Origin of the sequence: Roseobacter sp. SK209-2-6 (assembly GCF_000169455.1) — a bacterium.
Classification (GTDB): domain Bacteria; phylum Pseudomonadota; class Alphaproteobacteria; order Rhodobacterales; family Rhodobacteraceae; genus Pseudophaeobacter.
Genome location: NZ_AAYC01000003.1, coordinates 92,532 through 117,208 on the forward strand (window position 1 = coordinate 92,532; position 24,677 = coordinate 117,208).

Genomic DNA, 24,677 nt, shown 5'->3' on the forward strand with positions numbered 1-24,677 from the left:
GTTTTCTGATGCCTGCCCCCAAGAACACATTCAAACAGGCCCTTGCCAAGGGTGACCGCCAGATCGGCTGCTGGCTCAGCTCCGGCGAGGCAGTGATTGCCGAGATCATGGGCTCCTGCGGTTTTGACTGGCTGGTGATTGATGGCGAACACGGGCCTAATGACATCCGCTCAATCCGTGATCAGCTAATGGCGCTGGAGGCCTCGCCTAGCCACCCGGTGGTGCGCCTGCCGATTGGCGAGACCTGGATGGTGAAACAGGTGCTGGACGTGGGAGCCCAGAACATTCTGATTCCAATGGTTGAGACTACAGAACAGGCCCGCGAGATGGTACGCGCCTGTCAGTATCCGCCCCATGGCACCCGTGGCGTCGGCGCGACCGCAGCCCGGGCAACCATGTTTGGCAAAACCACGGAATACATTCAAACCGCTGATCAGGAGATTTGTCTACTCTTGCAGGTAGAGAACCGTGCAGGCATTGAAAACCTGGATGAGATCCTCGCGGTTGAAGGTGTCGACGGCGTCTTTATTGGCCCGGCAGATCTGTCAACGGATATGGGACACCAGGGCAACTCCGCCCATCCGGAGGTCCGTGCGGTCACCGCTGACGCCCTGGCTAGGATCAAGGCAGCGGGTAAATCTCCGGGCATTCTTGGTGTCGCTGAAGAAGCCACCCAGGCCTATTTCGATATGGGCGCCGAGTTTCTGGCCGTTGGCATCGACATGGTCTTGCTCGCCCAGAATGCGCGCAGCCTTGCGGAGAACTGGAAGTCAAAGTAATCCTCTTTTGCGGGATGTGCATACTACGTATTTCCCTGCAATTGACCCGGCAAAGACACCGCCGTTAGCCTGAAGGCGCAGAATGAGACTGCGCCAGCCATGATGCGGCGCGCCCTCGGGGAGGAAAAACATGAAACGTGCAATACTCGCAGGAATGGTCTCGGCGCTGGCCCTGGCCTCGGCCGCCGCAGCCGATATCAAGATCGCTCATATTTACGGCAAAACCGGCCCGTTTGAGGCCTATGCCAAGCAAAGCCACGACGGGCTGATGCTGGGGCTGGAATATGCCACTGGCGGGACTATGGAGATCAATGGCGAGAAGATCGTCGTGATCGAAAAAGACACCCAGCTAAAGCCCGAGAACGGCAAGGCACTGCTGGAAGAGGCCTATGGCGATGATGAGGTTGATCTGGCGATCGGTCCGGTCAGCTCGGGCGTCGCGCTGGCGATGCTGCCAGTGGCGGAAGAATACGAGAAGATCCTGATTGTGGAGCCCGCGGTTGCCGACAGCATCACCGGTTCCAACTGGAACCGCTATGTCTTCCGCACCTCGCGCAACTCCTCGCAGGATGCGATCTCCAGCGCCATTGCCCTGGCAGGCGAAGATGTAAAAATCGCCACCCTTGCGCAGGACTATGCCTTTGGCCGCGACGGTATTGCCGCTTTCCGCGAAGCCTTGGAGGCCAAGGGGATCGAGCTGGTGCATGAGGAATATGCCCCAACCGACACCACTGACTTTACGGCAGCGGGCGAACGCATCTTCAACGCGATGAAGGATCTCGGCGGCACCAAGAAACTGTTTGTGATCTGGGCCGGTGGCGGTAACCCACTGGGTAAAATCAATGCCATGGATCCAGGCCGTCATGGCATCGAGTTTGCGGGTGTTGGCAATATCCTGGCCGCGCTCAAAGGTTTCAAAGACTATGAGGGCATGGAAGGCGGCACCTATTACTACTACGAGCTGCCCGACAACCCCGTGAACGACTGGCTGGTGAAAACCCATTTCGAACGCTTCGATGGCCCGCCGGATTTTTTTACCGCTGGTGGTATGGCCGCAGGTATTGCAGCGGTTGAGGCGATCCGCAAAGCAGGCTCTACCGACACCGAAGAGCTGATTGCCACCATGGAGGGCATGGAGTGGGAGACCCCTAAGGGCACCATGAAGTTCCGCGCCGAAGACCATCAGGCGATGCAGAGCATGTATCACTTCAAACTGACCGTTCAGGACGGGGTTGAATGGGCGGTACCAGAGCTTGTGCGTGAGATCGGCATCGACGAGATGCCAGTGCCGATCCGCAATCAATAAGACCAAGATCAAATCCGGTATGGCGGGGCGTTGTCCCCGCCTACCTGCTTGAATGCCCGTAAGCGGCTTTCTCATAGGCTTTCCCCCATAGGCTTTCCCAATGTCCTCCCCAATTTTAGAAACCCATGGCCTGAGCGTCCGCTTTGGCGGACATGTGGCGGTCGATGCTGTCACATGTGCCTTCCGCCCTGGTGAGCTTACCGCAATTGTTGGCCCAAACGGCGCGGGCAAGACCACCTATTTCAACCTGATTTCTGGACAAATCCCGTGCTCTGAAGGGCAGGTTACGCTGCGCGGAAGCGATATTAGCCGCGCCACGGTCTCGGCCCGGACCAAAGCTGGAATTGGCCGCGCCTTCCAGCTGACCAATCTGTTTCCGGGCCTATCGGTTCTGGAAAACCTGCGCCTGGTGGTGCAGGCGCGGCATGGACGCGGCTTCAATCTGTGGTCCATGGCCATTGGGCATCGCGATCTGACCGAAGAAGCCGAAGAGATCCTCTCTCGGGTGCGGCTTCTGGACCAGCGGGATCAAGTAGTGTCAGAGCTTTCTCATGGCAACCAACGCAAGCTGGAGGTTGCATTGCTGATCGCTCAGGATCCGGCGGTTTACATGTTCGACGAACCCACTGCCGGGATGAGTGTCGATGAGGCCCCTGTTGTGCTGGATCTGATAGCCGAGCTCAAACAACAAAAGGACCGCTGTATCCTCTTGGTGGAGCACAAGATGGACGTGATCCGCAGCCTCGCAGATCGCATCATCGTACTGCACAACGGCGCCTTGGCGGCCGATGGTGCTCCGGCAGAGGTGATGGCCTCGGACGTGGTTCAAGAAGCCTATATGGGACGCGGGCTGGAAGGAATTCTGAACGATGACTGAGATCGTACAAGATGCCCTGCTAAGGCTGGAAGGCGTCTACACCAATATTGCCCAGTATCACATCTTGCAGAGTGTTGATCTGATGGTGCCGCGCGGCGGCGTCACCATGCTTTTGGGACGCAATGGCGTGGGCAAGACCACCACCCTGCGCACCATCATAGGGCATTGGCGGGCGCATCAGGGTCGCATTCTATTTGATGGAGAAGACATCGCCCGGATGCCGACCCCGGCCATAGCCCGCGCCGGTATCGGCTTCGTCCCTGAAGATATGGGAATTTTTGCCGATCTTACGGTTGCAGAAAACATGTCTCTCGCCGCAATTTCGGGACCAATCCATTCCGCACGCCTGGACTGGATCTTTGCAGCCTTCCCGCCGCTCAAGACCTTCTGGAATTCTGAAGCAGGCACCCTGTCAGGTGGTCAGAAGCAGATGCTCTCGATTGCGCGGGCCATGGTGGAAGAACGCAAGCTCTATCTGATTGACGAACCCACAAAGGGGCTGGCGCCAGCGATCATTTCGACCATGGCCAAGGCCTTGAAAGACCTGAAAGATCAGGGCGCTTCTATACTCCTGGTGGAACAGAATTTTGCTGTGGCCAAGGCTTTGGGGGACAGCGCTAACGTGATGGATGACGGGCGCATGATCTGGAGCGGAGAGATGGCAGAGCTTAACCGTGATGGCGACCTTCAAGAACGGCTCATGGGCCTTAGCATGGAGGCGCACTAACAATGCTCTATTCTTCGATGCTTCCCCTCCGTTCCACGCGGGGTGCCTCAGCCACCGGGCCACAGCGCGAACAGATCGCTTCAAATGTTCAATTGGAGGATAGGAGATGAGTGCCGCCCCAGAACATGCCCCGACCATGGCGCGCCTGTCTTTGCGGGATCGGATCGCACCACATATGCCGGTCCTTCTGGTCCCGCTCCTGGCTATCGCTGGTTTCCTGGCCATCATGAACCCGGCAAGCTGGTTGACCCTTACAGTTTCAGGTCTTGCGATGGGAATGATGATCTTTGTCATGGCCTCCGGCCTGACCCTTGTCTTTGGCCTGATGGATGTCATCAACTTTGGCCACGGGGCTTTTGTCTCGGTTGGGGCTTTTGTTGGCATCTCGGTCCTGCTTGCTCTGGGCCATATGACTTCTGCGCCATCTCTTTTTCTCAACCTTGGCGCCATCCTTGCCGCCGTGACCGCTGCGATGCTGGCTACAGGCGCGATGGGCTGGGCCTTTGAAAAGGTCATTGTCGCCCCGGTCTACGGGCATCACCTAAAACAAATCCTTGTCACCATGGGCGGGCTCATCGTGGTGGAGCAATTGATCATCGTCTTTTGGGGGCCCGAAGAAATTTACTTCAACCGCCCGGAAACCCTGAAAGGCGCCATCACCTTCGCAGGTGCTGCGATAGAGAAATACCGCTTGGTTGCCGTTGCGGTTGGCATCCTGGTTTTTGTCACCATGCGATGGGTTCTACGCCGGACCAAGCTGGGACTGATTGTCCGTGCTGGGGTAGAGAACGGAGAGATGGTCATGGCCATGGGCTATAATCTGCGCCTGGTTTTTGTCGGTGTTTTCCTTGCAGGCTCCGCGCTAGCCGGCCTTGGAGGTGTCATGTGGGCGCTCTATCAAGAAGTGATCACCGCCCATATGGGCAATCACGCCATGATCCTGATTTTCATTGTGGTCATCATTGGCGGCCTCGGCTCGGTCGAAGGCTGCTTTATTGGCGCCCTCTTGGTTGGGCTGATGCAGAACTACATCGCCTTTCTGGAACCCAAAGCCGCTCTCATTTCCAATATCGCCCTGATGGTGGCCATCCTGATGTGGCGTCCCATGGGCATGATCCCGGTGGTAAAAGCAAAATGATCCGTACCCTGCTTTCGGGCGATACGCCCCGCTCCCTGCCCCTGGCGTTGATCCTGGGCGGCATCCTGATTTGCCTTGCACTGGCGCCCTTTCTCTTTCCGGGCGTACGCACCGTGGATACGGCCGCCCGCATCTGCATCTTCATTGTGCTTGTCGCCAGCTATGACCTGTTGCTGGGCTATGGCGGCATCGTCAGCTTTGCCCATACCATGTTCTTTGGCATTGGCGCCTACGGCGTTGCCCTGGCCTCTAGCCATATGGGACGCGGCTTTGATGCAATCGCAGTCGGTGCGGTCACTGGTGCACTGGCCGCCGCTGCATTGGCCTTTGTGATCGGTCTTTTTTCACTCCGGGTGCGCGCCATCTTCTTTGCCATGATTACCCTCGCGGTGGCCTCGGCAGTGGCCGTCCTGGTAAGTCAGCTTTCTGGCCTTACAGGCGGTGAAGACGGCCTCACCTTCAAGACCCCGCGCGCCTTGGGCCCTGCCTTCAAGTTTGGCAAGGAGGCCTTTGACGGCCGGCTCTTTGGCGTCAAGTTGAACGGCAAGCTCTTGGCCTATTATTTTGTCTTCTTCGGCTCTTTTTGCCTGTTCCTCCTTATGCTTCGGGTGGTCAATTCCCCGTTCGGGCGTGTGTTGCAGGCCATTCGGGAGAATGATTTTCGGGCGGAATCCATTGGCTACCGTGTGGTCTACTACCGGGTCGCAGCGACCTGCCTTTCGGCCGCGATCGCAGCACTTGCTGGGTCCCTCTACGCCATTTGGCTGCGCTATGTCGGCCCGGATACGGTCCTCTCTATGGAGTTGATGATCGATATTCTCTTGATGGTTGTCATCGGTGGCATGGGCACGCTCTATGGCGCGGTCATTGGCGCCGTGCTCTTTGTCATGGCCCAGAATTACCTGCAGAACCTGATGGGCGCAGCAGCGGAGCTTACCTCTGGTCTGCCGGTCCTGCCGCAACTGCTGAATGCCGACCGTTGGCTCCTGTGGTTAGGTGTTCTATTTATCCTCAGCGTCTATTTCTTCCCAACCGGCATTGTCGGTCGCCTCAGAAACACCCGCTGAAAACCTCCTTTGGCGGGTCAAGGGCCGCGAGAGCGGCCGCCTGGAACAGGCGGTTCACCCTTGACGCGCGCGCTTTCCAACAATTGAAGTGGCTCATCAGGGCAAAACTGCCCCTGATGGGCTTCTCAGCAAAAAGAAAGCCCCCTGTTGCGCGCCGCGCAAGCGGCGCGCCTGGCCCAAGGGGAACCGGTGGATCTCTGATCCATTCCGTGTTCCGCGCGGGAGTACCCCGCTGGCCCATTCGGATCAGCGCAGGACCTTTCCCTCAGGCCAGCTGAGCGTTGTTTCCAGCTGGATCAGTTTTTCACCTCCCGGCGCGAGGTCAAACTCCCAGGCAAGAATGCCGCGCTGCTTCTTCACGTTCTCCTCCACAGGATGCGGTTGCGCCTGCCATGTAATCTCCAGATCTTCTTGCTGTGTATAGGGCACCCGATCCAGCAACCTTATGTTCCAGCTCTGCTCAGTCAGGTTTTCGACCGAAATCTCAACCGCTTCATTCTGCTGGTTGCTGCGCGAAATGACTCCGCGCCCCCCTTCGCTTTTGCTCAGAACATTGCGGCTCAAACGCAGGCCAGGAATACTCCCAAATCCCAGTTCCGCCTCCTGCCCGGCAACCAGTCCGTTAAAGTTTCCAAGGGTCACCAGTTTGCCATCCACAAACATAGGCACTGGGTAGCTCGGCAAGAGAAATTCTCCAAAACTATTGGAAATATGTGCAACACGATAGGCAGTTTGATCGCGCCGAGGGACCGCGACGGCCACGACTTCTGCCTCTGTTGTCAACTGATCCATCTCCAGCTTCAAAACATCAGCCCCCGAGGCAATCGAAACCGGATAGTCGAAATGATAGACGGCGCCAGGCCCCTGCGTATCTATGCTCCAGGCGCTCTGCACCTCTTCGATGACAACAGGTTGTACAATAGGCTCTGCAAGCGCTCCGGCACTATCCGCCAGTGCCAAGACTCGCTGTTTCGGAGCAGCAGGCAAGGGATCCTGGATCTGACGGCGTTCCGCAAACAGTAGCGAGGGTTCTCCCTGGTCCAACGGCTGCTGTGTTGAAATCGTCAAATCGATGTCTTGCCAGTTTTCTCCTGTCTGTTGCTGCAAACCAAACCCACGCTTCAGCAGCACCTCCGCCTTCTCGCCGGTTGAGAGATGCCACTCAGAGGTTGGCATCACGTCACTGACCCCTTGGGAGAAATAGCTCAACTCTATGCCTGCGGACCCTGCCTCCGGAACATCCACCTCTACCGCCAAATACAACCGGTCTTCATCTTCGCGCTGGATTGCCTCCAACGCCTGTTTCGCCGCCTTCACCTGTTTTCGCAGGGTTTCCAGCCCCTCTTCGATCTTGCGCGCGCGAACCTCTGCCGCAAGCGCTTGCTGACCGGCAGAACCCGCCTCTTGCGCAATCATGCGTGAGATATCGCGCAGTGCATCCGCCCCGGATTCAGCCAGGCCCTCATTGCTCCCGAGCTGTGCGAGAAATCCCAGAGCCGCCCGCGCAGCCTCTGCCTCACTACGGGCCTCGGCCGCTTCATCGTGGACCAATTGCATTTCTGCCTGCGCTGCACGCAGGACCTCTTCCGCAGCTTGAACAGCTGGGTCTGTTGCATCTCGCGGTGGTACACCGTCTTCGCGAAACAAGAGTGCGGTTTGCTGGGCACCCGTGAGATTGATTTGCAACGTCGATAGGTCTGCGGTTCTTGGAATGTCCGTCAAGACCAAACGATGCCGCCCCTCCGGCAGATCAAACTGCGCTTGGCGTGTAATACGCGCGGCATCAACATAGAGTGTCACAGCGGAAACGCTACTCTTTGCATGGAATTCATCGGCTTGGGCCAAGCCTGCGGCAGAAACTGCCAAGAGAGGAAGCAATAGCTTTCTGAGGTGCATAACTGTCTCAATTCTAAGGAAACCTATTCAGGATTCTATAGAACTTCCCCGCTGGAGACAGTTTTACCTCTCTAAGCATCTGCAAAAGGCAAGAACCCGCCATTTGGGCACTCGCCCCCTCTGCAGAGCAAAGCGGCGCCATTCTGGCACCGCCTGTCATCGCCGAAAACAAAGGCAACCGATTAAAACACAGTCGGAGCACTCAAAACCAAAGGGCAAAACCGCGCTCAGTGGGTTATAAGCGCAGCAATAGGCTCAGTGATTTCTTTCTGCCTCACCCAAAGAGGGTTTACGGACAGGCAGCACGCGTTTGAAGCGCTGCTCCAGATCTTTGGAGGGAAAACCCAGGAAGGCGCAGTTGCAGATTTTCACATGGCTTTCCGCATCATAGATATGCATGTGGCCTTTGCTCCGCTTCATATAAAAACCCTTGTCCTGCAGGCCACTGCGCAGCTCTGCCCAGGTTGATGCGTTCTGAAATTCTGGCGTCAGCAAGATGCGCAACTGTATTGCCATCTCAGTATCCATACGATCTTCATGGCAGGCGCTGGACCAGGCTGTTTGCCCCATGGCCTTGTCACCAGAGACCTGTACCTCGCGTTCGAAATCCTTTGAATACATCTCACATACCCCTTTCACATATCCCACCTTCAGGATTATCGGGGATTTGGGCCAGATTTGGGCAGCCCTGTAAAAGAATAAGGGCCGCCTCTTGCGAAGCGGCCCCCCTAACCAAAAGTACAGAAAGCTTTAGCCTTTCTTGAGCACTTCACGGCCCAGAAGTTCAGCGATTTGTACCGCATTCAGGGCGGCACCCTTGCGCAGGTTGTCGCTGACGCACCACATGTTGAGGCCGTTTTCGATAGTGGAATCCTGGCGTATCCGGCTGATAAATGTGGCAAAATCGCCAACGCATTCGATCGGGGTCACATAGCCACCGTCTTCACGTTTATCGATCACCATGATGCCGGGTGCCTCACGCAGGATATCGCGGGCCTCGTCTTCGTCCAGGAAGTCTTCTGTTTCAATATTTATCGATTCAGAGTGGCCAACAAAGACCGGGACTCGCACGCAGGTGGCCGTAACCTTGATGGAGGGGTCCACAATCTTCTTGGTTTCGGCGACCATTTTCCACTCTTCCTTGGTGGAGCCATCGTCCAGGAAGACATCAATGTGAGGAATCACATTGAAGGCGATCTGCTTGGTGTAGACCTTTGGCGGCACGTCTGAGGTCGGGTTGTAGACCGCCTTGGTCTGGTCCCACAGCTCATCAATCGCATCCTTGCCAGAGCCGGAAACAGACTGATAAGTCGAGACCACAACGCGCTTGATCTTGGCACGGTCGTGCAGCGGCTTCAGCGCCACAACCATCTGCGCGGTTGAGCAGTTGGGGTTGGCGATGATGTTCTTCTTTGAATAGCGGTGAACCGCCTGCGGGTTCACCTCAGGCACGATCAGGGGAACCTCTGGATCGTAGCGGTAGAGCGAAGAGTTATCGATTACCACACATCCAGCGGCGGCTGCCTTGGGCGCGTATTTCTTGGTCGCATCCGAGCCGATGGCAAAGAGGGCCATGTCCCAACCGGCAAAGTCGAAGGTATCCAGATCCTGGGTCTTCAACGTAGTCTCGCCGAACGTCACCTCGGTTCCCAGGGATTTGCGGCTGGCCAGAACGGCAACCTCATCCGCAGGAAACTGGCGCTCAGCCAGGATGTTCAACATTTCGCGGCCCACATTACCTGTGGCGCCAACGACGACGACGCGATAACCCATATCGTTTCTCCAGTATCACCCGGCCTCTTGGCCGGCTGGGGTCTCTTATAGGGAAACGCCCTGCAATTAAAGGCCCGGATGATTTGGCCTGCACCTCTTGCGCAGATAAAACACAGTTCTCACCCCTCGCAGCCCACAAAAATCGATAGCGCAAGAAGTTATGCCCGTCTTTCAGCAGTTCAAAGCGGCAAAACCGGTTCAGATGCTTGCGAAACTGATTCCATTCCCTGTCGGCTCCCACATCTCTCTCTCCTTGCTGTTTTTCTCCTCCTCCCTTGTCAAAACACTGCGACTGGTGCTTGCAAGTTGGGCTTGTAAATAGAATCCTCACGCTGACTCGCTCAGGGTGCTCAGGTGGCATCGACACATGTGCCGGGGCTCTCTCCGCCGGCTGACCTTCACGAACAGAGACAGACACAAATGGATGTTTTCTATCAAAGCCTGCCCCAGATCAGGGATTTTTCAGCTCTGGCGCTGCCAAGCAGCTTTACTCCTCTTCCCGAGGACTGGGTCGTTTGCTGCAGTGACATAGAAAACTCAACTGGCCTCATCGCGGAAGGACGCTATAAACTCGTCAACATGATCGGTGCCTCCGTCATCGCTGCAATTCAGAACGCTCTGAATGGTGAAGCCTTTCCCTATGTCTTTGGCGGAGACGGAACCACTTTTGCTGTGCCCGCAGCGCAGGCAGCACCCGCACGGCAAACCTTGGCACGACTGAGGCATTGGGTTGCTCAGGAGTTTGGTATCACGCTGCGCGTTGCTGCGGTTCCAGCACTTGCTATCCGCGCACAGGGTCTTGAGGTTAGCGTGGCACGGTTTGCCGCCTCCTCCAATGCTGATTACGCAATGTTCTCTGGCGGAGGGGTCACCTGGGCAGAGGCTCAAATGAAGCAAGGCGAGCTGGCCATTCCAGATTGCGGCGAGACCGCCGCACCTGACCTGACTGGGCTTTCTTGCCGATGGAACAACATCCCTGCACGCAACGGGCTGATATTGTCATTGGTCATGGTCCCACGAACCACAGCATCGGACCAGGACTTTGCCCATGTCGTCCATAAATTGCTATCAGTGACAGAGGATTTAGTGAATGGTGGCCACCCTGTCCCCAAATCCGGTCCGGGATTGGCAGCACTTCCGCCCGGGCTGGATTTTGAAGCACGGCTTTCTCGCGGGAAGTTACCTCTCATTTTCCGCAAACTAGGCCTATTTATCCACTTCACCTTAGCCCGTCTTCTATTCGAACGCCGACGCAAAACCGGTGGTTGGGATCCGCTGCACTATCTCGAAACCATGAGCGGCAATGCAGACTACCGTAAGTTCGAAGATGGTTTGAAAATGACCATCGACTGCGACCTGACAACACGCGACAAGATTGTCGAAGTCCTGGGGGAAGCACGTGCCCAGGGCGTGATCCGCTATGGGCTACACGCGCAAGAAGAGGCTCTACTGACTTGCATTGTACCTTCAGCCAGTCGTGACGATCATGTCCATTTTGTCGATGGTGCCGCCGGGGGTTATACCCGCGCAGCCACCAACATGCGCAACATGCAGGATTGACATATCACTTGGATCGATGGTCAACACGCACCTCAATTTTTGGAAATTTTGGGTCAAATGCCCCCCGCTGCTGCCCCCTTTTCGGAACCACTTCAAAGATCAGGCATCTCTTGAATGCTTCGTTTCCCAAAAATCAACACAGAATACTTTCCGTTTAAATACAATATACTAAATCCATCAAATCTGCAGTCACGGGGGAATCCACTTCCTGCAGGAGGTCCCTTTTCCTCCTGGGGCATCACTCATTTAAAGCCAAACTTGGTCCGCTTCATTTCTCCAATCCTCTGCCCCCAACCTCCCATCTTTCGCAAACCAATCTTCGAGTTAGATTTCAGATATGGCGCAGATGGATTTCCGCCCCCAGCCTAAGCCTTGAGCATTTCGTGCTCTCGGAATGGCTGCGCCCAAAACAGAAATGCGACAGAGGTTTAAATCATCGCGCGGTTCGCGCTGAGACGAGGGGGCAGGACCAGCAATTCAGAAAACCGCCGTGCTACCGTCACCATGTGGGATTTTCAGCGTTCATCAGATTTCGCTCCTGTCTTGGCATAAGAGGCCATTGCGATTGGATCATCAAAACCAAGAAATGGCCTTTGCACTGGCCCTCCTCTCCTGAGGCTGACATTGCCTTAGAAAATTTGAGCGAAATTCACAGTTTTGATTAGCCAGCATTGTCAGCAAATTCGAGCGATTTGCCCCTGTGGGCAGAAAGCATTTGGAAAGATCTAAGGCGCAAGTTGTCTCACGTGCCGTGGGGGCACTGAAGAACTAAGGTGAATGTGGTGGCCAATCTGCTGAATGTCATACGAACAGAAAACGTCCGGCTTAATCCGGAAAAACTAGGAGAACTCTACGCGCAGCTTGGCGAAGCTGGGACAGAAGATGTGATCTGCCGTGCAATAGAAGAGCTGGCCGTCCGGCTAACTCATTGCGAACGGTTGTGGCGTCAGAATAATGTCCCGGACTTGCGCAAGAACGCGCGTTCGCTGATCGCTATTGCGGACCAGATCGGCATGAGCGCGATGTCTTCAATTGCCCGCGATGTCACTATCGCAATCGACAATGAAGACCCGCCAGCCGTAGCGGCAATTCTGTTCCGTCTTCTGCGCGTTGGTGAGCGTTCGCTCACGGCCGTCTGGGACCAGCACGACCTGTCTGTCTGATAGTGTTCAAATTCCGGAGCCTAGCTCTGAAAAAGACCGAAGATAGCCCAGCGATTGCGGCTGTCTTCGGTCTTTTTGCTTTGCAGCATTGCGAAATTGCGTTCTTGGCTTGCCCGTCTCCATCGGCCAGGTAATCTGTCACTGAATTTACCCAAACGGAGTTTTCCGCATGACCCTTCGCTTTGCTGAACCCTCATCGGCCACTCAGAAACTCCTAGTGATCAAACAAGATTTCTTGGCCGAGTGGTTGGAAACGCAAAGCCAGGAATGCAAAGACTGGGTCGCCACCAATGGGTTCAAGGCCTCAATTGGTGAGGTTCTTTTACTGCCCCAAGCGCTTGGGGCTGAGGTCCAGGCTCTTGCGGGTTTTGGAACTGCGGCTGCACGTCGCCGCCAACGTTTTCCCCTTGCCGCTGCTGCCCAGAAATTACCTGCAGCCTGCTACGCACTCCAGCTGGCACCATGCCCTGGCAATGCGTTAGACGCGCTCTCCGCAGAGGAATTGCAGGTGGAATGTCTCGGATGGCTGCTGAGCCAGTATAAATTCACCCGCTACAAGGGCAAAAAGCCAGCTGTGCCCGAGCTTACCGCGCCTGATGGTATCCAGAGTCAAAGAGTCGAGCATCTTGCCAATGCTGAAGCACTGACCAGAGATCTAATAAACACGCCCGCGAACGACATGGGGCCGGCTGAACTGCAGCTCGCCGCTGAAGCACTGGCCGAAGAATTCGAAGCCTCTATTGGCCTCACCACTGGGGAGGAGCTGTTGGATGAAAACCTGCCTCTGATCCACACGGTTGGGCGCGCTTCCACACGTACTCCACGCCTTATTGATATGCGGTGGGGCAGTGCAGGACCCAAATTGACCCTGGTAGGCAAAGGGGTTTGCTTTGACACCGGTGGTCTGAACCTTAAACCCGGTGGCAGCATGGGGTTGATGAAGAAGGACATGGGAGGTGCTGCCAATGTCCTGGGGCTCGCCAGGATGATCATGTCGGCCAATCTTCCCCTTCAGCTGCGCGTCCTGATCCCGGCAGTAGAGAACGCAGTGGCAGGTGAAGCCTTCCGGCCCGGAGATGTGCTGCCGTCCCGAAAGGGGCTCACCGTGGAAATCAACAATACCGATGCCGAAGGACGCCTGGTTCTCGCCGATGCGCTGACGCTTGGCAGCGAAGATAAGCCAGACCTCATGATCTCGATGGCAACGCTGACCGGGGCCGCGCGCGTCGCTGTGGGACCCGATCTTGCGCCTTTTTACGCAAGTGAAGACGCAGATGCTCTGACCCTTACCCAGAGTGCAGCCAAGCAGGCTGACCCGGTTTGGCGCATGCCTTTTCATGATGCTTATGAGGCAATGATCGAACCCGGCATAGCGGATCTGGACAATGCGCCCTCTGGTGGGTTTGCAGGCTCCATTACTGCTGCTCTTTTCCTGCGCCGCTTTGCCGGAGAGAGCCGCTATATCCACTTTGACATCTATGGCTGGACGCCCAGCGCCGCACCCGCGCGCCCCAAAGGAGGTGCAGGCCAGGGGTGTCGCGCCCTCTTTGAAGCTCTGCCCCAGCTTCTTGACCTATGACTGCAGTGCGCGCCAAAATCAGCCCGCAGGATCGCCGTCGTACCCCCGTGAATGACCGAATATGCGCCAGCCATCTCGCGGCAGATTTTCCAGAGCTGACACCGGCTGCGGGTAGAGCGGCGCAAGTCGCCCCGTCCGTGTCTGATTTGTTGCGCGCCCCTGATGGAGCACGCGACAGGCAGCTGCTGTGCGGAGAAACCGTTACGGTCTTTGAGGAGCGCTCAGGCTGGAGCTTTGTACAAGCCAGCAAAGATGCCTACGTCGGCTACCTGCTTTCGGAGCACCTGGAACCAGCTCTGGAAATGACCCATTGGGTCTGCACCCCAGCCAGCCATGCTTATAGCAGGGCAGACTTCAAATCGCAGGAACGCTGCGGGTTGAGCCATGGTAGCCGATTGCTAGTAGATGGTTATGAGGGGCGGTTTGCTGCGACCAATCAGGGGTTCGTGCCTGCAATTCATCTCGCCCCTCTCTCGCATGTGCAATCAGATCCCGTGTCGGTAGCCGAGCTTTTTCTTGGCACGCCCTATCTCTGGGGCGGGAACAGCCGCTGGGGTATAGATTGCTCTGGATTGGTGCAAAGCGCGCTCGTGGCCTCCGGTATCCTTTGCCCCGGTGACAGCGATCAGCAAGAGGCTGAAACAGGCTCCCTCCTCCCCGATGGCTCAGCCTATCAACGTGGGGATCTTTTGTTTTGGAAAGGGCATGTCGCGATCTTGCGCGATCGCGAGACACTGATCCACGCCAATGCCCATGCCATGGCTGTCGCTATCGAGCCTTTGAAAACTGCGATAACGCGCATAGCAGATCAAGGCGACGGATCTGTCACGGCGCATAAACGGCTGCCATAGGTTGCCAACCAAGGTTCCCTTAGCCCCTGTCACCCCCTTCAACCTATCTATGTGATAGGGGGGGGGCAGCAATGGGATAAAAAGGTTCTTCAGATCTGTCGAAACGAGTGGACTTTAGTCTACTGCACGGATCAGCTTTCGTTCCAAAACGCGCAATACCGCGCGCAGGTCCGAGCCCCGTTTCATTATGCGGCCATCCATACCGATAACAGAATACTGCCCCTGTTTCAGGCGCAATTTCGGCTGCTTTTCTATCCGATAAAGCGGATGCTCGGCGGTGCGACGGAACACGGAGAAAACGGCCAGTTCTCTTAGGCAGGAAATTCCGTAGTCTCGCCACTCACCAGCGGCAACCATACGACCATATAGGGACATGATCACCGACATTTCGCGCCGATCGAATGCTACCTGTTGCGGGATGGAGACTCCACCGGAGCCTCCCTGTGACGCCCCTGATGGGGTCTCCGACTGATCAACTCTCATGCCTCAGCGTCACTGTTAATTGCGAGGAAAGCAAGAAAAATCCCGAAATCATCCCTATTTGCGATGTGCCTCTGGAACCCAATCCGCTGTTTCGCGATTCCAAAAGCGATTTGGATTGCCTTCGTCCTGGCCGCGAATATGCAGGCTTCGAAAACTGGGAACCAACTGGATAACCGGTTCTTCATAGGGATGCGCATGATAAATCCCCCGCAACAGGGGCTCTAGCGCCTGACCAGACTTGGGCACAAAGAACTGGAGTTCTGCGCAAGGTACTTCGACCACATGATCGGTCGCGGCATTGATGCCGCCCCCAGTCGAGCGAAACTGCTGCACCCCTTCTGAGGTCGTGAAGGCCACCTGATCGTAGTCTCCCCAAGTGAGCGGCTCGGCCTCCAATATCGCTGACATAACCCGTTGCATGGCTTCTTTGGGTACCTGCACCAGCACCCTTGTTCCCGTCTCAATGGAAAAACGCGCCGAGGTAACTTCAAGCATTGATCAACTCCCCACAGTTTAGGTCCAGAATCTCCTGCAAGGCGCGCCTGCCCGGCCCCGTAAGCGTCAAACCGCGTTTGTGGGTGTTGCGTTGCATCCAGCCACGCTCAAGGGCGTGGGAAAGGACCTGTTTGCCAAGAGGCCCCGAGACATGCAGCTTACGCTCCGTCCAATCCATGCAGGGACGCGCAAAAGGTTGGCGACCCAACTTTTGAGGAAGCGTGACGCCCAGCTTCTGCCATTCCTCTCCTGGACGGACAGCAAAAGCACCATTTTCTTCCCTTAATAGCCCCCGCGCTAAAAATTGCTCCGTCATCGCAACCGCCAAAGGTCCGGCAAGATGGTCATAGCAGCTCCTTACTTGTGCGATTTCACCGGCCTTTCGCCGCTGCACGTGATGGAGGCTGCTGCTGGGAGCAATGACTGCCAGTTGCTCCAACATCCGCGCCACTTCTTCATTGGCCAGACGGTTAAACACACAGCGTCCACGTTTCTCCGCGACAATGAGGTCGGCGTTCTGTAACAGACGCAGATGAGCGGTGGCAGTCTGCGCGGTTACGCCCGCGGCAGAGGCGAGCTCTTTGTTTGTATAGGCCCTCCCATCCATAAGCTCACAGAGCATCCGGGTGCGGCTGGCATCACTCAACGCCTGCCCAACAATATCAAATCGAGGTGTTTTTGCTGCTGTCATCATGTGGAGAGTGTAGCTTTGGTTGCCTCTACTTCCCAAACAAATCCCTTCGATGCAGAACGAACTGTAATGCTGAGGCCTCCGAATTTCCCCACCGCTGCTTAACCCAGAACTAACTCTATCTGTTCAACACTGCCCGGCAAAACTGAACCTTCAGAGAACCTGTCCAACGGCAAAAACCTAGGCCAGGCGAGTATTCTGATCTAAAACCAATGACAGAACCTGCATGTTGTTTTCGAACTTTCTGGAGCCCTAAATGGCAACGCCACGCAAATTTATTCTAATAGGTTTAGTCAGCTTCAGCAGCCTGCTCGGCCTCGTCGGCGCCCAGCTGGACGCAGGGCCACGTTTTTCCGACAAGCACGTTTTTAAGCGTGCCGCATTGATGAATATTCAGAAAACTTCCCTAGACACTTTGTCGAGCATGAGCAGCGGCCGAATAGTCTTTGATGCTGAATTAGCAACGCTTCAACGAAAGATATTGATGCGCGCGACCCGTTCAATCCCAAAGCACTTTCGCCGTCAGAGGATGGAACCCAATTCAAACGCGCGCGAGATACTCTGGCAGCAGTGGCCAAAGTTTAAGGCGCGCGCTCAGATTGCCAATCAAATGGCAAAACGGCTTGATACCCGTTCCATCACCGGTCTCAGGAGCAGCTTACCCGATCTGATAAGCGCTTGCCATGCCTGCCACAGCGAATACCGCAGGAAGCCAAACAGCTTTATCACGCATTAAGCCATGCTTGGCTGCTATAGGAAGTTTGCAAAATAAGCTGTCAGATGCTGCACAGCATCTAGAGAGACCATGGTGTCCTTGGCAGTATCCCTGTGCTACCAGCCAACCCACGGTTATGCTCCAGGAAACCTCTATTCATCCCAACCCAGAGCGCCTTGCCTTTTCAGCCTGGCGACCAATTGCTTTGTGAAAGTAGGATCGAGCGTTTTCAAGCTCCATGGGTTTGGAGAAGAGGTACCCTTGCCCGACCAAACGCTTGCCGAAGTTCAAAAGATTGGCCTGTTCCTGGGTCTCTATTCCCTCGATAACCAGATCCATCCCCAAACTCTCGGACATGGCAGAGATATGCTGCAACAATTGAAGGCGGTCGTACTCGAACTCGATTTCTTTAACAAACTCACCATCAATTTTGATTTCGTCAAACTTCATGCGCAATAGATAAGCCAGCGAAGAGTAACCCGTCCCGAAATCATCCAAAGCGGTCCTTGTACCGATCTGGCGCAGATGCCCCAGTGTCTTGTGAACAAGCTCCCAGTTTTCGATGGCTGCGGTTTCCGTGATCTCCACGGTCAGGCGATTGGGTGCTAATCCGGTTGACCAGAGAATATCCTGTATCTCTTCCTGTAAGGGCCCCGTGCGGAAACTATTTGCAGAGAGGTTCACGGCGATGGGAACCGCTTCGTCTGTTTCTGCCTCCAAGGCGACAGAGAACTTTGCAGCCTCTTCCAGAACGCTAAGGTCCAGGTCACGAACCGCGCCCGTGTTCTCGGCAATGTTCACATATTCTTCCGGCGATATTTCCTCGCCGTTCAGGCACCATCTGGACAGCGTTTCAAACCCCTTAAAACGCCCATCATGCAGACATACCTTAGGCTGCAAAACGATACGCATTTGCCGGTCCTGGATAGACTCTCTCAGGCCAGCCGCGATTGTGTTTTGCCGATTGATCGAGTTGTCCAAGTCCTTGTCATAGATTTGGAAGGTATCTTTGCCGCGTTCCTTAGCCAAATAGAGAGCAGCATCCGCGGCCTTCAGTAGATCCGAAGCCAATTCCGATTTGACCTTTTTCAACTCAGCAATGCCAATTGAGCATTTGGGTAAGATCTCCCACTGTTCAAACAGCAAAGGCGCTTTCATTTCCTTCAGGATCATTTCGGCCAATTGGCTTGGATCATCGCTCCCCTGCTGTGCCTCCCAGATAATCGCAAATTCATCTCCACCCAGCCGGGCAACAAACCCCTTCTCGGTTTCCACGCATTTTGAGAGACGTGCCGCGACCTCCACCAAAAGCGCATCCCCCGCAGCATGGCCCATAGTGTCATTCACACCCTTGAAGCCATCCAGATCGATCAAGGCAGCATTGAGAGTATCGCTTTGTGCACCTTCGAACGCTTCATTCAAATGATCGTTGAAGAGTTTGCGGTTTGGCAGGCCGGTCAAGGTGTCATGCGACAAGAGGAACTTTTCTTTCGCCTCAGCCTCACTCTTCATTTTTTCAAGGCCAATGCGCGCCTCCAGCCGAATGAGCTTCACATTCCGGTTGCGCTCACGCGTTGCCAAAAGCCAGATTACAATAAGCGAAAAGGCAAAAAGCAATATCGCATTTTGAAGATTCTTCCAGAATTTATCCGTCAGGTCACGCTCGACAATATAGGTGCCCATGACATCGCCAATCTGGTATTTGTTTTGCCGCAGCACCTCATTGTGGCAGGTCACACAGCTTTCGCTACTGGCGATAGACGGCACAATTGTGCGGCCCACTAGCCGATCATTTTCAAACCTGCTTTCGTGAAATGCAGACTGTTCGGGATTTGCTGCAAAAGCGCTCATGACCGCAGTGAGGCGTGGGTCGCTTTCCGCCAGGCCAAGTTCGAACCCAGGCAGCCCTGGCATCCGGACCGATGTGTCGTACTGGCTGCTCGTTCGCTCATTTGCTGCGGTGAAATGTTCAATGCCAAGTCGTCGAAAAGTTGCCGGAACTGGAGCACCTTCTCCTCGATTTTGGGAGAATACCGAAACAAAACTGTTTGTCATCTCGATGAGTTGCAGCCGCTCCTGCTCACTCACCGATCTATCTTCGGCCCAGGCAATAAAGAAAAAGCCGACGGCCAGGAGAGAGGCCGCAAGCGTCGCGCATGCGAAAGAAGTGCCAGTATTGATCCGGCCTGGATCTGTGGGGTCGTCGTGCGCCATCCCGAGGCATCCTGTTCGCCTGTTTCCTTGCCGGCAATCAGAGCGAAACTTGTTTAATTCAGCATTTACATCGCCGCGCTCAAGCGCTGCTTTTAAAAGCTTAATGCCAAAACTCTACCTAAAATTGCACAGGCTCTGACAGGGCGTCGGAGGAATGCAACCAGCGCCTTTTTAGCGTTGCCGCCCCAGACCTATGGATCCGGGACAGCAAGAATTCACTAGATCTCGACCGCGACTTTACCGATCGGGTTAGAACAGCAGGCCAGGATATAGCCCGCCTCGATGTCATCCTCAGAGATGCCGCCGTTGTGCACCATATGAACTTCGCCTTCGGTCTTTTTCACCTTGCAGGTACCGCAGACCCCAAAGGTGCAGCCGGAAGGGATATTGAGGCCAGAGGCGCGGGCAGCCGCCAGAACCGTGTCGGTCTCGGCGCATTTGGCTGTAACGCCAGAAAGCGCGAATGTGATCTCAGCTTTGGCATCATCATCGGGGATGACATCATCCAGATCCGGCTGATCGGCTTCTCGCTCGATCGGTGCGCCAAAGCTCTCCTGGTGGTAGTTCTCCATATCAAAGCCAAGACCCGCCAGCGCATCCCGCACCGCCTGCATGAAGGGCTCAGGCCCGCAGCAATAGACTTCGCGCTCCAGATAGTCCGGCGCCATCAGGCCCAGCATCAGCTGATTGAAATAACCTTGATAGCCGCTCCAGGGCCGGTAGGGATCCGCCTCCTCAACAACGAATTTCAGGTCCAGACCCGGCATCCGGCTAGCCATGTGCTCCAGCCGTTGGCGGAAGATAATCTCCGAGGGGCGCTTGGCGCAATTGATGAAAACCACATCCAGGTCCTGGCCTTCGTCCCACATGCAGGTGGTCATCGACATCATCGGGGTGATGCCAGACCCAGCGGAAATAAAGAGGAATTTCTTCGCCCGGCTTTCCGCATTGGTGAAGAGCCCGGCCGGCCCCAGGGCCTTGATTCGCATTCCAGGCTGCAGATTGTCCAGCATCCAGCGGGTGCCGATGCTGTCGCTCTGCGCCTTGGCGGTGATGGTGATTGAGCGCGGGCGCGAGGGCGATGAGGAAATCGTATAGGTCCGGTGCACCACACCGCCGGGCTGATCCGGCGCCGGGATTTCCAGGGTCAGGAACTGGCCGGGCTGGTAGTCAAAGAAGGCCCCCGATGGGGCCTTGAAGGAGAAACTGGCTGTTTCGGGCATTTCCGGCACTACAGAGACACATTCCAGCATCTCGCTGTCCTGCCAGGGCGCGCGTGTTTGAAGATCTCTCATGCCAGTCACTCCGCCGCCAGTGTTTCAGGAGCCAGAGCGCGGGCCATGGTCTCGCAGTACCAGTTGGAGAACTGGATGACGCCGCTTTCCTGCAGGGCCGAATAAGGGCCAGGGCCATAAGCAGGTGAGTTGATGCCCATCTGGTTGTCCTCGACCACACGACGGTCTTCGTCATTGGTGGCTTCCCAGACCTCGGTCAGGCGTTTGAGGTCATAGTCCCGGCCCTCGACCGCATCCTTGTGGACCAGCCATTTGGTGGTGACCTCGGTTTTTGTCGGGCTAACCGGGGTCACGCGGAAAACAAGGGAGTGATCTGGCAGGAAGTGGTTCCAGGTGGTCGGATAGTGGAACTTTAGCAAGGTGCCCGCATCTTCAAAGGGCACCCGGCCCAGCCAGCGGCTGACCGCGGGCTTGCCGTCCATGGTATAGCTCTTGGCGCCTTCTTTCAGAGGCATCCGTGCAAGACGGAACTGGCCATCTGTGCTGATGTGAAACTGTGAGGGCAGCCCCGCCACCTGGCAGCGGTCGAAATGCGCCTGCAGATGCGCCGGGGTTTCGCCGCCCTCTTCAACGCCAGTAACGCTGGGGTCATCGGGAAAGCTACGGCAGAGCGCCGGGTGGTTGCCGCCGCAGTGATAGCATTCGCGGTTGTTTTCCCAGACCAGCTTCCAGTTGCCGTTTTCAATGATGCTGCTCTCATGCGCGACCTTGGCATTGGCCAGATCATGCGGCTCCAGATAGGGCCCGGCGAGATCTGCAAAAGCGTCGAAATCCGGTGCCTGGTCCGCCAAGCAGATATAGACCAGCCCTGCCAACTCGCGGCAGTGCACTGGCTTCAGCCCGTGCTGCTTGGGATCGAAATCTGCCCCCATGTCCCGCGCCCAGAGAAGCGAGCCGTCCAACTCATAGGTCCATTGATGATAGGGGCAAACCAGCTTGGGATTGTTCCCCTTTTTCGATTTGCACAGAACTGAGCCCCGGTGACGGCAGCTGTTGTGAAAAGCTCGGATCTGATTGTCGCTGCCGCGCACCAGGATCACGCCATAGGCACCAATTTGATGAGTAACATAGCTGCCGGGTTTCTCCAGCTCACAGGCGGGGATAGCAAAAAGCCATTCGCGGTAGTGGATCATTTCAAGATCCGCCTGAAACACATCAGGATCAGTGTAAAATCCCTGTTCCAGGGAATAACCTGGTTGGCGCCGCGCCAACATATCATTGATTTTATTGTACATCATTCGACTGGCTCTCATGCCGTGCTATGCGGCCTGGCTGGAGCGGAAGACATGAGGACGCCGGCAAGCTGCGCCAAGGGAGGACTGGCAGCCTGTTTTCCTTTGTCCCCACCGCCACCCGCGGTTTGACTATCAAGGCAAGGCTGGTTTCCGGACTTTCATCGGGGTCAAATGACCGGCCGCAGCGCCTTCCCGGGGTCCTCGTCCCAGTGGCTCTTGCTACGCCCTTGCCCGATGTTACCGTTGCGGGGGCAGTGCCGGATTCACACCGGCTTCCCAATTCTCCGCCCCAATGGGACGACACCTTACTTAATAGGAAAATTAGCCAGATCTTGCGGTTCTGATCGCTTGATTACGACTTTGAAAAATCTGGAAAAGACATGTAGCTAAATTGCGTGTTTGCAGGCCTTTGCCAACCTGATCCAGACAACAAAGGGAAGCGACACCTCAGGCGAAGAATGCGCCCTTCCGAAGGCAAAGGCATAGGGAATCAACCCGCAGCCACACCATAGCGGGCAAGGAAGGTTCCCACGGCCCCCTCGATGACGCGGCTTCGTTCCTCTTCAGAAAACTCAATGTCGATCTTGAAAAGAAGTCGTGGAACCAGATCAGCGCGACAAAGCTCTGCGAACTGATCTGCCGCTAGGTCAAAGTCTTCGATCTCAAGCTCGCCCTTGCTTACCGCATGTTCCAGATAGTCGCGGATCTTTCCGCGTATCAACATTGGCCCGCTTTCATAGAACTCGCGTCCGAGATCTGGAAACCGGTCCGATTCCGCGACGCAGATCCGAAACATCTGGATCCCGAATTCTGACAATGAAACAGAAAGGATATGTGCAGCGGCAGCGCGCAAAACATCGCGCGGTGTACAACAGGCCCCACTCAGATCCATTGGTTTATCAGCTTGCCGGGCACATTCGCTGCGTGCAACCTCCATGAAAAGCAGGCGTTTGTCAGGGAAGTAGCTATAAAGCGTCGCCTTCGACACACCTGCAGCACGCGCGATATCATCAACGCTGGCGCCTTCAAAACCATCTGCAAGAAAAACTTCACGCGCCCCTTTCAGGACCTGGTCAAATTTGCGACCAGTCCTCAGGATGCTGGCTTGCTGGTTCATCAGGGTCCTCGTGCGCTGGCAGTCTGAACCTGCAGTCTAGCCGACTTCCCCCAGCTTCAACAACTCTCTCCTGATGGGGCTGCTCAACTTCACGAGATTGTTGAGGGCAGACAATCCCAAAACGCCTCAGCGCTGAACGCATTCCTGGCCTGCCCCCCTAAAGCTATGCCATGCCTCACACAGGAGAGGGTGCCGCATGAGGAGGGGCATAAAGAAGATCAGCAAGATCCGCGAAGCTGGCCTCTCTGTCTGTCAGCCCCAACACCCTGTCACGGATCGCCGCCGCACGCGGAACCCCCAAGGAGGGTGTTGCGAACTCCATGAATTTGGCCAGCACGTCTTCGCGCTCCAGCGGGGCCTCTGGCCCGCCACGAGCATGGACATCACGAGATTCCAGAGTATTGCCATCCTGGAGCGTGATCGTCACATCCGCAAATCGCCCTTCCGGGAAGCGGCTGGAATGCCGTTCTGCCTCAGCTATCGTGATCCGCTTCATAAAGGTCGCGACGCGGGCGTCACTTAGCCCTTCTTCCGAGATATGCTCGACTCCGATGCGACCATGGATCGCCATATTGGCAACTGCAAAGGGCAACGAGTATTGCGCCTGTGAGGTGGTTTCAGGCATACCTCTGAATAGACAGGCGCTCTCGTGGAAGGTGTTGATATGCAAAGCAGCAATATCTGTCGCATGTAGCCCGTTGCTTCGGATCAGCATCCTGCAGGCATCGATGGCCGCATGAGCCCAACGGCAGATCGGATAGGGTTTCACATATTGATGTTCCATCTGCCAGAACTGGCCAAGATCCTGCCAATAGGCCTCTGCCGCGCTATCCTCCACTGTGATTGCAGGGGCTCCGGTGAAGCCTCGCTCCGCCAGGACCGCTGAGGACATGCCGACCATAGCCCCCCAGCCTGAACCATCGTGTAACATCGTCGGATTGGCGATTTCGCGCATCATTTGGCTGCGGGGCCCATGAAACTCAGCTATCCCGATGGCCTGGCGAAGCTGCTCATCACTAAAGCCACGCAGCCGCGCTGCCATCGCGGCAACCCCCAAGGCGTTCCAAGCACCGGATGTGTGATAGTCGCTCACTGTATTGTGCAGCGTAATCCCGGCGCGGCCAGCAACCTCATAGCCGACAATGACTGCCGCCAGGGCCTCTCTGCCTGTCAGCCCTGGACAATGCTCCGCCAGCGCGGCCAGGGCCGGTATCACTACAACTCCGATATGTCCTTTGGTGGGATTATAGCCATCATGCCCGTCCAGATTATCGGTCTGGGTCGCCGCCGCATAAGCGGCGCCTGCTAGACTAACGCGACGCCCATCAAAGAGCATCCGGGCACTGTGGCTGTCGTCTTGACTGGCATAGAGCAGGCAAGCAGTCTCGCGCGCGATGATACCTGCTTCCATTGGCCCGGCACCAATGACGATACCCAGAGTATCCAACAGCATCAGTGCGGCCGCCTCCTGGGTGCTTTCTGGGAAATCCTCTGCCTGGCGTCGCAATGTGAAATCAGCAAGGTTTTGAAAAGTCGCAGTCATGATTTTGCTCTCTGGCCTAGATCGTCCCGGCAAAGATTAGGCTGCCGGATCTGCTCCAACACGCAAACAAAACCGGGGCTGAGGCAAAGGAATATTTTTGTGCCACCCGCTATAGATGACGCAAATGGACCGGACTTCACGCCATCTTCGGCTATGGCTCTGGACTTTACCCA

22 protein-coding genes and 1 riboswitch are annotated in these 24,677 nt (G+C 55.9%); of the genes, 11 read left to right on the forward strand and 11 right to left on the reverse strand.

Features of this window, described 5'->3' with window-relative positions; all coding sequences use genetic code 11:
• Positions 1-8 precede the first annotated feature (8 nt).
• From RSK20926_RS06145 to RSK20926_RS06170, 6 genes are all read left to right on the forward strand, one after another.
• Positions 9-779, forward strand: a complete 771-nt coding sequence (locus tag RSK20926_RS06145) for an HpcH/HpaI aldolase family protein (RefSeq protein WP_008205142.1) — start codon at positions 9-11, stop codon at positions 777-779.
• 130 nt (positions 780-909) lie between these two features.
• Positions 910-2,085, forward strand: coding sequence for a substrate-binding domain-containing protein (locus RSK20926_RS06150; RefSeq protein ID WP_037254058.1), 1,176 nt, complete (start codon positions 910-912; stop codon positions 2,083-2,085).
• A gap of 100 nt (positions 2,086-2,185) precedes the next feature.
• Positions 2,186-2,962 (forward strand): ABC transporter ATP-binding protein, encoded by a 777-nt coding sequence (locus RSK20926_RS06155; RefSeq protein ID WP_008205145.1) that lies wholly within the window; start codon positions 2,186-2,188, stop codon positions 2,960-2,962.
• On the forward strand, positions 2,955-3,689 hold the full coding sequence (locus tag RSK20926_RS06160) for an ABC transporter ATP-binding protein (protein WP_008205146.1): 735 nt from the start codon (positions 2,955-2,957) through the stop codon (positions 3,687-3,689). Before RSK20926_RS06155 ends, RSK20926_RS06160 begins: the two co-directional genes overlap by 8 nt.
• 106 nt (positions 3,690-3,795) lie before the next feature.
• Positions 3,796-4,827, forward strand: a complete 1,032-nt coding sequence (locus tag RSK20926_RS06165; RefSeq protein WP_008205147.1) for a branched-chain amino acid ABC transporter permease — start codon at positions 3,796-3,798, stop codon at positions 4,825-4,827.
• Entirely contained in the window at positions 4,824-5,894 is a 1,071-nt protein-coding gene (locus RSK20926_RS06170) for a branched-chain amino acid ABC transporter permease (protein ID WP_008205148.1), read from the forward strand. The genes RSK20926_RS06165 and RSK20926_RS06170 overlap by 4 nt, the downstream gene beginning before the upstream one ends.
• Positions 5,895-6,140: 246 nt before the next feature.
• Here RSK20926_RS06170 and RSK20926_RS06180 read toward each other — a convergent pair whose 3' ends face one another.
• The 3 genes from RSK20926_RS06180 to RSK20926_RS06190 all read right to left on the reverse strand — a co-directional run bounded on the left by RSK20926_RS06180 (position 6,141) and on the right by RSK20926_RS06190 (position 9,563).
• Positions 6,141-7,790 (reverse strand): DUF4139 domain-containing protein, encoded by a 1,650-nt coding sequence (locus RSK20926_RS06180; protein ID WP_008205149.1) that lies wholly within the window; start codon positions 7,788-7,790, stop codon positions 6,141-6,143.
• 255 nt (positions 7,791-8,045) lie between these two features.
• The gene (locus RSK20926_RS06185; RefSeq protein WP_008205150.1) at positions 8,046-8,411 is read right to left on the reverse strand and encodes a hypothetical protein; all 366 of its coding nucleotides are present in this window, start codon (positions 8,409-8,411) and stop codon (positions 8,046-8,048) included.
• Between the two features lie 129 nt (positions 8,412-8,540).
• Complete coding sequence (locus tag RSK20926_RS06190; RefSeq protein WP_008205151.1) at positions 8,541-9,563, reverse strand: aspartate-semialdehyde dehydrogenase; 1,023 nt, start codon at positions 9,561-9,563, stop codon at positions 8,541-8,543.
• A gap of 420 nt (positions 9,564-9,983) precedes the next feature.
• Here RSK20926_RS06190 and RSK20926_RS06195 point away from each other — a divergent pair, with 420 nt between their 5' ends.
• The 4 genes from RSK20926_RS06195 (at position 9,984) to RSK20926_RS06210 (ending at position 14,716) form a co-directional block, all read left to right on the forward strand.
• Entirely contained in the window at positions 9,984-11,123 is a 1,140-nt protein-coding gene (locus RSK20926_RS06195; protein WP_008205153.1) for a DUF3095 domain-containing protein, read from the forward strand.
• 782 nt (positions 11,124-11,905) lie between these two features.
• Positions 11,906-12,286: a hypothetical protein gene (locus RSK20926_RS06200; protein ID WP_232281857.1), complete on the forward strand. Its 381-nt coding sequence runs from the start codon at positions 11,906-11,908 to the stop codon at positions 12,284-12,286.
• A gap of 169 nt (positions 12,287-12,455) precedes the next feature.
• On the forward strand, positions 12,456-13,865 hold the full coding sequence (locus tag RSK20926_RS06205; RefSeq protein ID WP_008205157.1) for a leucyl aminopeptidase family protein: 1,410 nt from the start codon (positions 12,456-12,458) through the stop codon (positions 13,863-13,865).
• Positions 13,862-14,716, forward strand: coding sequence for a C40 family peptidase (locus RSK20926_RS06210; protein WP_008205158.1), 855 nt, complete (start codon positions 13,862-13,864; stop codon positions 14,714-14,716). Before RSK20926_RS06205 ends, RSK20926_RS06210 begins: the two co-directional genes overlap by 4 nt.
• Positions 14,717-14,830: 114 nt before the next feature.
• Here RSK20926_RS06210 and RSK20926_RS06215 read toward each other — a convergent pair whose 3' ends face one another.
• From RSK20926_RS06215 to RSK20926_RS06225, 3 genes are read right to left on the reverse strand one after another with little or no spacing between them, the layout of a single operon-like run.
• Positions 14,831-15,199 carry a DUF2794 domain-containing protein gene (locus RSK20926_RS06215; RefSeq protein WP_008205159.1) on the reverse strand — a complete coding sequence of 123 codons (369 nt, stop codon included), beginning with the start codon at positions 15,197-15,199 and terminating at the stop codon, positions 14,831-14,833.
• Positions 15,200-15,253: 54 nt separating this feature from the next.
• Positions 15,254-15,694, reverse strand: coding sequence for a hypothetical protein (locus tag RSK20926_RS06220; protein ID WP_008205160.1), 441 nt, complete (start codon positions 15,692-15,694; stop codon positions 15,254-15,256).
• A complete protein-coding gene (locus RSK20926_RS06225) occupies positions 15,687-16,388 on the reverse strand; it encodes an ArsR/SmtB family transcription factor (protein WP_008205161.1) in 702 nt (233 codons plus the stop codon). Before RSK20926_RS06225 ends, RSK20926_RS06220 begins: the two co-directional genes overlap by 8 nt.
• Positions 16,389-16,641: 253 nt before the next feature.
• On the opposite strand from RSK20926_RS06225, the gene RSK20926_RS06230 reads away from it, so the two are divergent.
• The gene (locus RSK20926_RS06230) at positions 16,642-17,121 is read left to right on the forward strand and encodes a c-type cytochrome (RefSeq protein WP_008205162.1); all 480 of its coding nucleotides are present in this window, start codon (positions 16,642-16,644) and stop codon (positions 17,119-17,121) included.
• Positions 17,122-17,256: 135 nt separating this feature from the next.
• Here the strand turns inward: RSK20926_RS06230 and RSK20926_RS22015 are convergent, their stop codons facing one another.
• From RSK20926_RS22015 to RSK20926_RS06255, 5 genes are all read right to left on the reverse strand, one after another.
• On the reverse strand, positions 17,257-19,314 hold the full coding sequence (locus tag RSK20926_RS22015; protein ID WP_008205163.1) for a putative bifunctional diguanylate cyclase/phosphodiesterase: 2,058 nt from the start codon (positions 19,312-19,314) through the stop codon (positions 17,257-17,259).
• Between the two features lie 218 nt (positions 19,315-19,532).
• Positions 19,533-20,609: a hybrid-cluster NAD(P)-dependent oxidoreductase gene (locus RSK20926_RS06240; RefSeq protein WP_008205164.1), complete on the reverse strand. Its 1,077-nt coding sequence runs from the start codon at positions 20,607-20,609 to the stop codon at positions 19,533-19,535.
• Positions 20,610-20,614: 5 nt separating this feature from the next.
• Positions 20,615-21,844, reverse strand: a complete 1,230-nt coding sequence (locus tag RSK20926_RS06245; protein ID WP_008205165.1) for an aromatic ring-hydroxylating oxygenase subunit alpha — start codon at positions 21,842-21,844, stop codon at positions 20,615-20,617.
• A 123-nt stretch (positions 21,845-21,967) separates the two neighbouring features.
• A riboswitch (cobalamin riboswitch) is annotated at positions 21,968-22,167 on the reverse strand.
• Between the two features lie 167 nt (positions 22,168-22,334).
• Complete coding sequence (locus tag RSK20926_RS06250; protein ID WP_008205169.1) at positions 22,335-22,961, reverse strand: TetR/AcrR family transcriptional regulator; 627 nt, start codon at positions 22,959-22,961, stop codon at positions 22,335-22,337.
• Between the two features lie 175 nt (positions 22,962-23,136).
• Positions 23,137-24,504, reverse strand: a complete 1,368-nt coding sequence (locus RSK20926_RS06255) for an MmgE/PrpD family protein (protein WP_008205171.1) — start codon at positions 24,502-24,504, stop codon at positions 23,137-23,139.
• Positions 24,505-24,677 lie beyond the last annotated feature (173 nt).

Coding starts and splice junctions, on each gene's coding strand:
- RSK20926_RS06195 (WP_008205153.1), top strand. CDS start 9,984: ATGGATGTTTTCTATCAAAGCCTGCCCCAGATCAGGGATTTTTCAGCT.
- RSK20926_RS06170 (WP_008205148.1), top strand. CDS start 4,824: ATGATCCGTACCCTGCTTTCGGGCGATACGCCCCGCTCCCTGCCCCTG.
- RSK20926_RS06150 (WP_037254058.1), top strand. CDS start 910: ATGAAACGTGCAATACTCGCAGGAATGGTCTCGGCGCTGGCCCTGGCC.
- RSK20926_RS06155 (WP_008205145.1), top strand. CDS start 2,186: ATGTCCTCCCCAATTTTAGAAACCCATGGCCTGAGCGTCCGCTTTGGC.
- RSK20926_RS06230 (WP_008205162.1), top strand. CDS start 16,642: ATGGCAACGCCACGCAAATTTATTCTAATAGGTTTAGTCAGCTTCAGC.
- RSK20926_RS06255 (WP_008205171.1), bottom strand. CDS start 24,504: ATGACTGCGACTTTTCAAAACCTTGCTGATTTCACATTGCGACGCCAG.
- RSK20926_RS06160 (WP_008205146.1), top strand. CDS start 2,955: ATGACTGAGATCGTACAAGATGCCCTGCTAAGGCTGGAAGGCGTCTAC.
- RSK20926_RS06215 (WP_008205159.1), bottom strand. CDS start 15,199: ATGAGAGTTGATCAGTCGGAGACCCCATCAGGGGCGTCACAGGGAGGC.
- RSK20926_RS06185 (WP_008205150.1), bottom strand. CDS start 8,411: ATGTATTCAAAGGATTTCGAACGCGAGGTACAGGTCTCTGGTGACAAG.
- RSK20926_RS06240 (WP_008205164.1), bottom strand. CDS start 20,609: ATGAGAGATCTTCAAACACGCGCGCCCTGGCAGGACAGCGAGATGCTG.
- RSK20926_RS06210 (WP_008205158.1), top strand. CDS start 13,862: ATGACTGCAGTGCGCGCCAAAATCAGCCCGCAGGATCGCCGTCGTACC.
- RSK20926_RS06180 (WP_008205149.1), bottom strand. CDS start 7,790: ATGCACCTCAGAAAGCTATTGCTTCCTCTCTTGGCAGTTTCTGCCGCA.
- RSK20926_RS06220 (WP_008205160.1), bottom strand. CDS start 15,694: ATGCTTGAAGTTACCTCGGCGCGTTTTTCCATTGAGACGGGAACAAGG.
- RSK20926_RS06250 (WP_008205169.1), bottom strand. CDS start 22,961: ATGAACCAGCAAGCCAGCATCCTGAGGACTGGTCGCAAATTTGACCAG.
- RSK20926_RS06205 (WP_008205157.1), top strand. CDS start 12,456: ATGACCCTTCGCTTTGCTGAACCCTCATCGGCCACTCAGAAACTCCTA.
- RSK20926_RS06190 (WP_008205151.1), bottom strand. CDS start 9,563: ATGGGTTATCGCGTCGTCGTCGTTGGCGCCACAGGTAATGTGGGCCGC.
- RSK20926_RS06245 (WP_008205165.1), bottom strand. CDS start 21,844: ATGTACAATAAAATCAATGATATGTTGGCGCGGCGCCAACCAGGTTAT.
- RSK20926_RS22015 (WP_008205163.1), bottom strand. CDS start 19,314: ATGGCGCACGACGACCCCACAGATCCAGGCCGGATCAATACTGGCACT.
- RSK20926_RS06225 (WP_008205161.1), bottom strand. CDS start 16,388: ATGATGACAGCAGCAAAAACACCTCGATTTGATATTGTTGGGCAGGCG.
- RSK20926_RS06165 (WP_008205147.1), top strand. CDS start 3,796: ATGAGTGCCGCCCCAGAACATGCCCCGACCATGGCGCGCCTGTCTTTG.
- RSK20926_RS06145 (WP_008205142.1), top strand. CDS start 9: ATGCCTGCCCCCAAGAACACATTCAAACAGGCCCTTGCCAAGGGTGAC.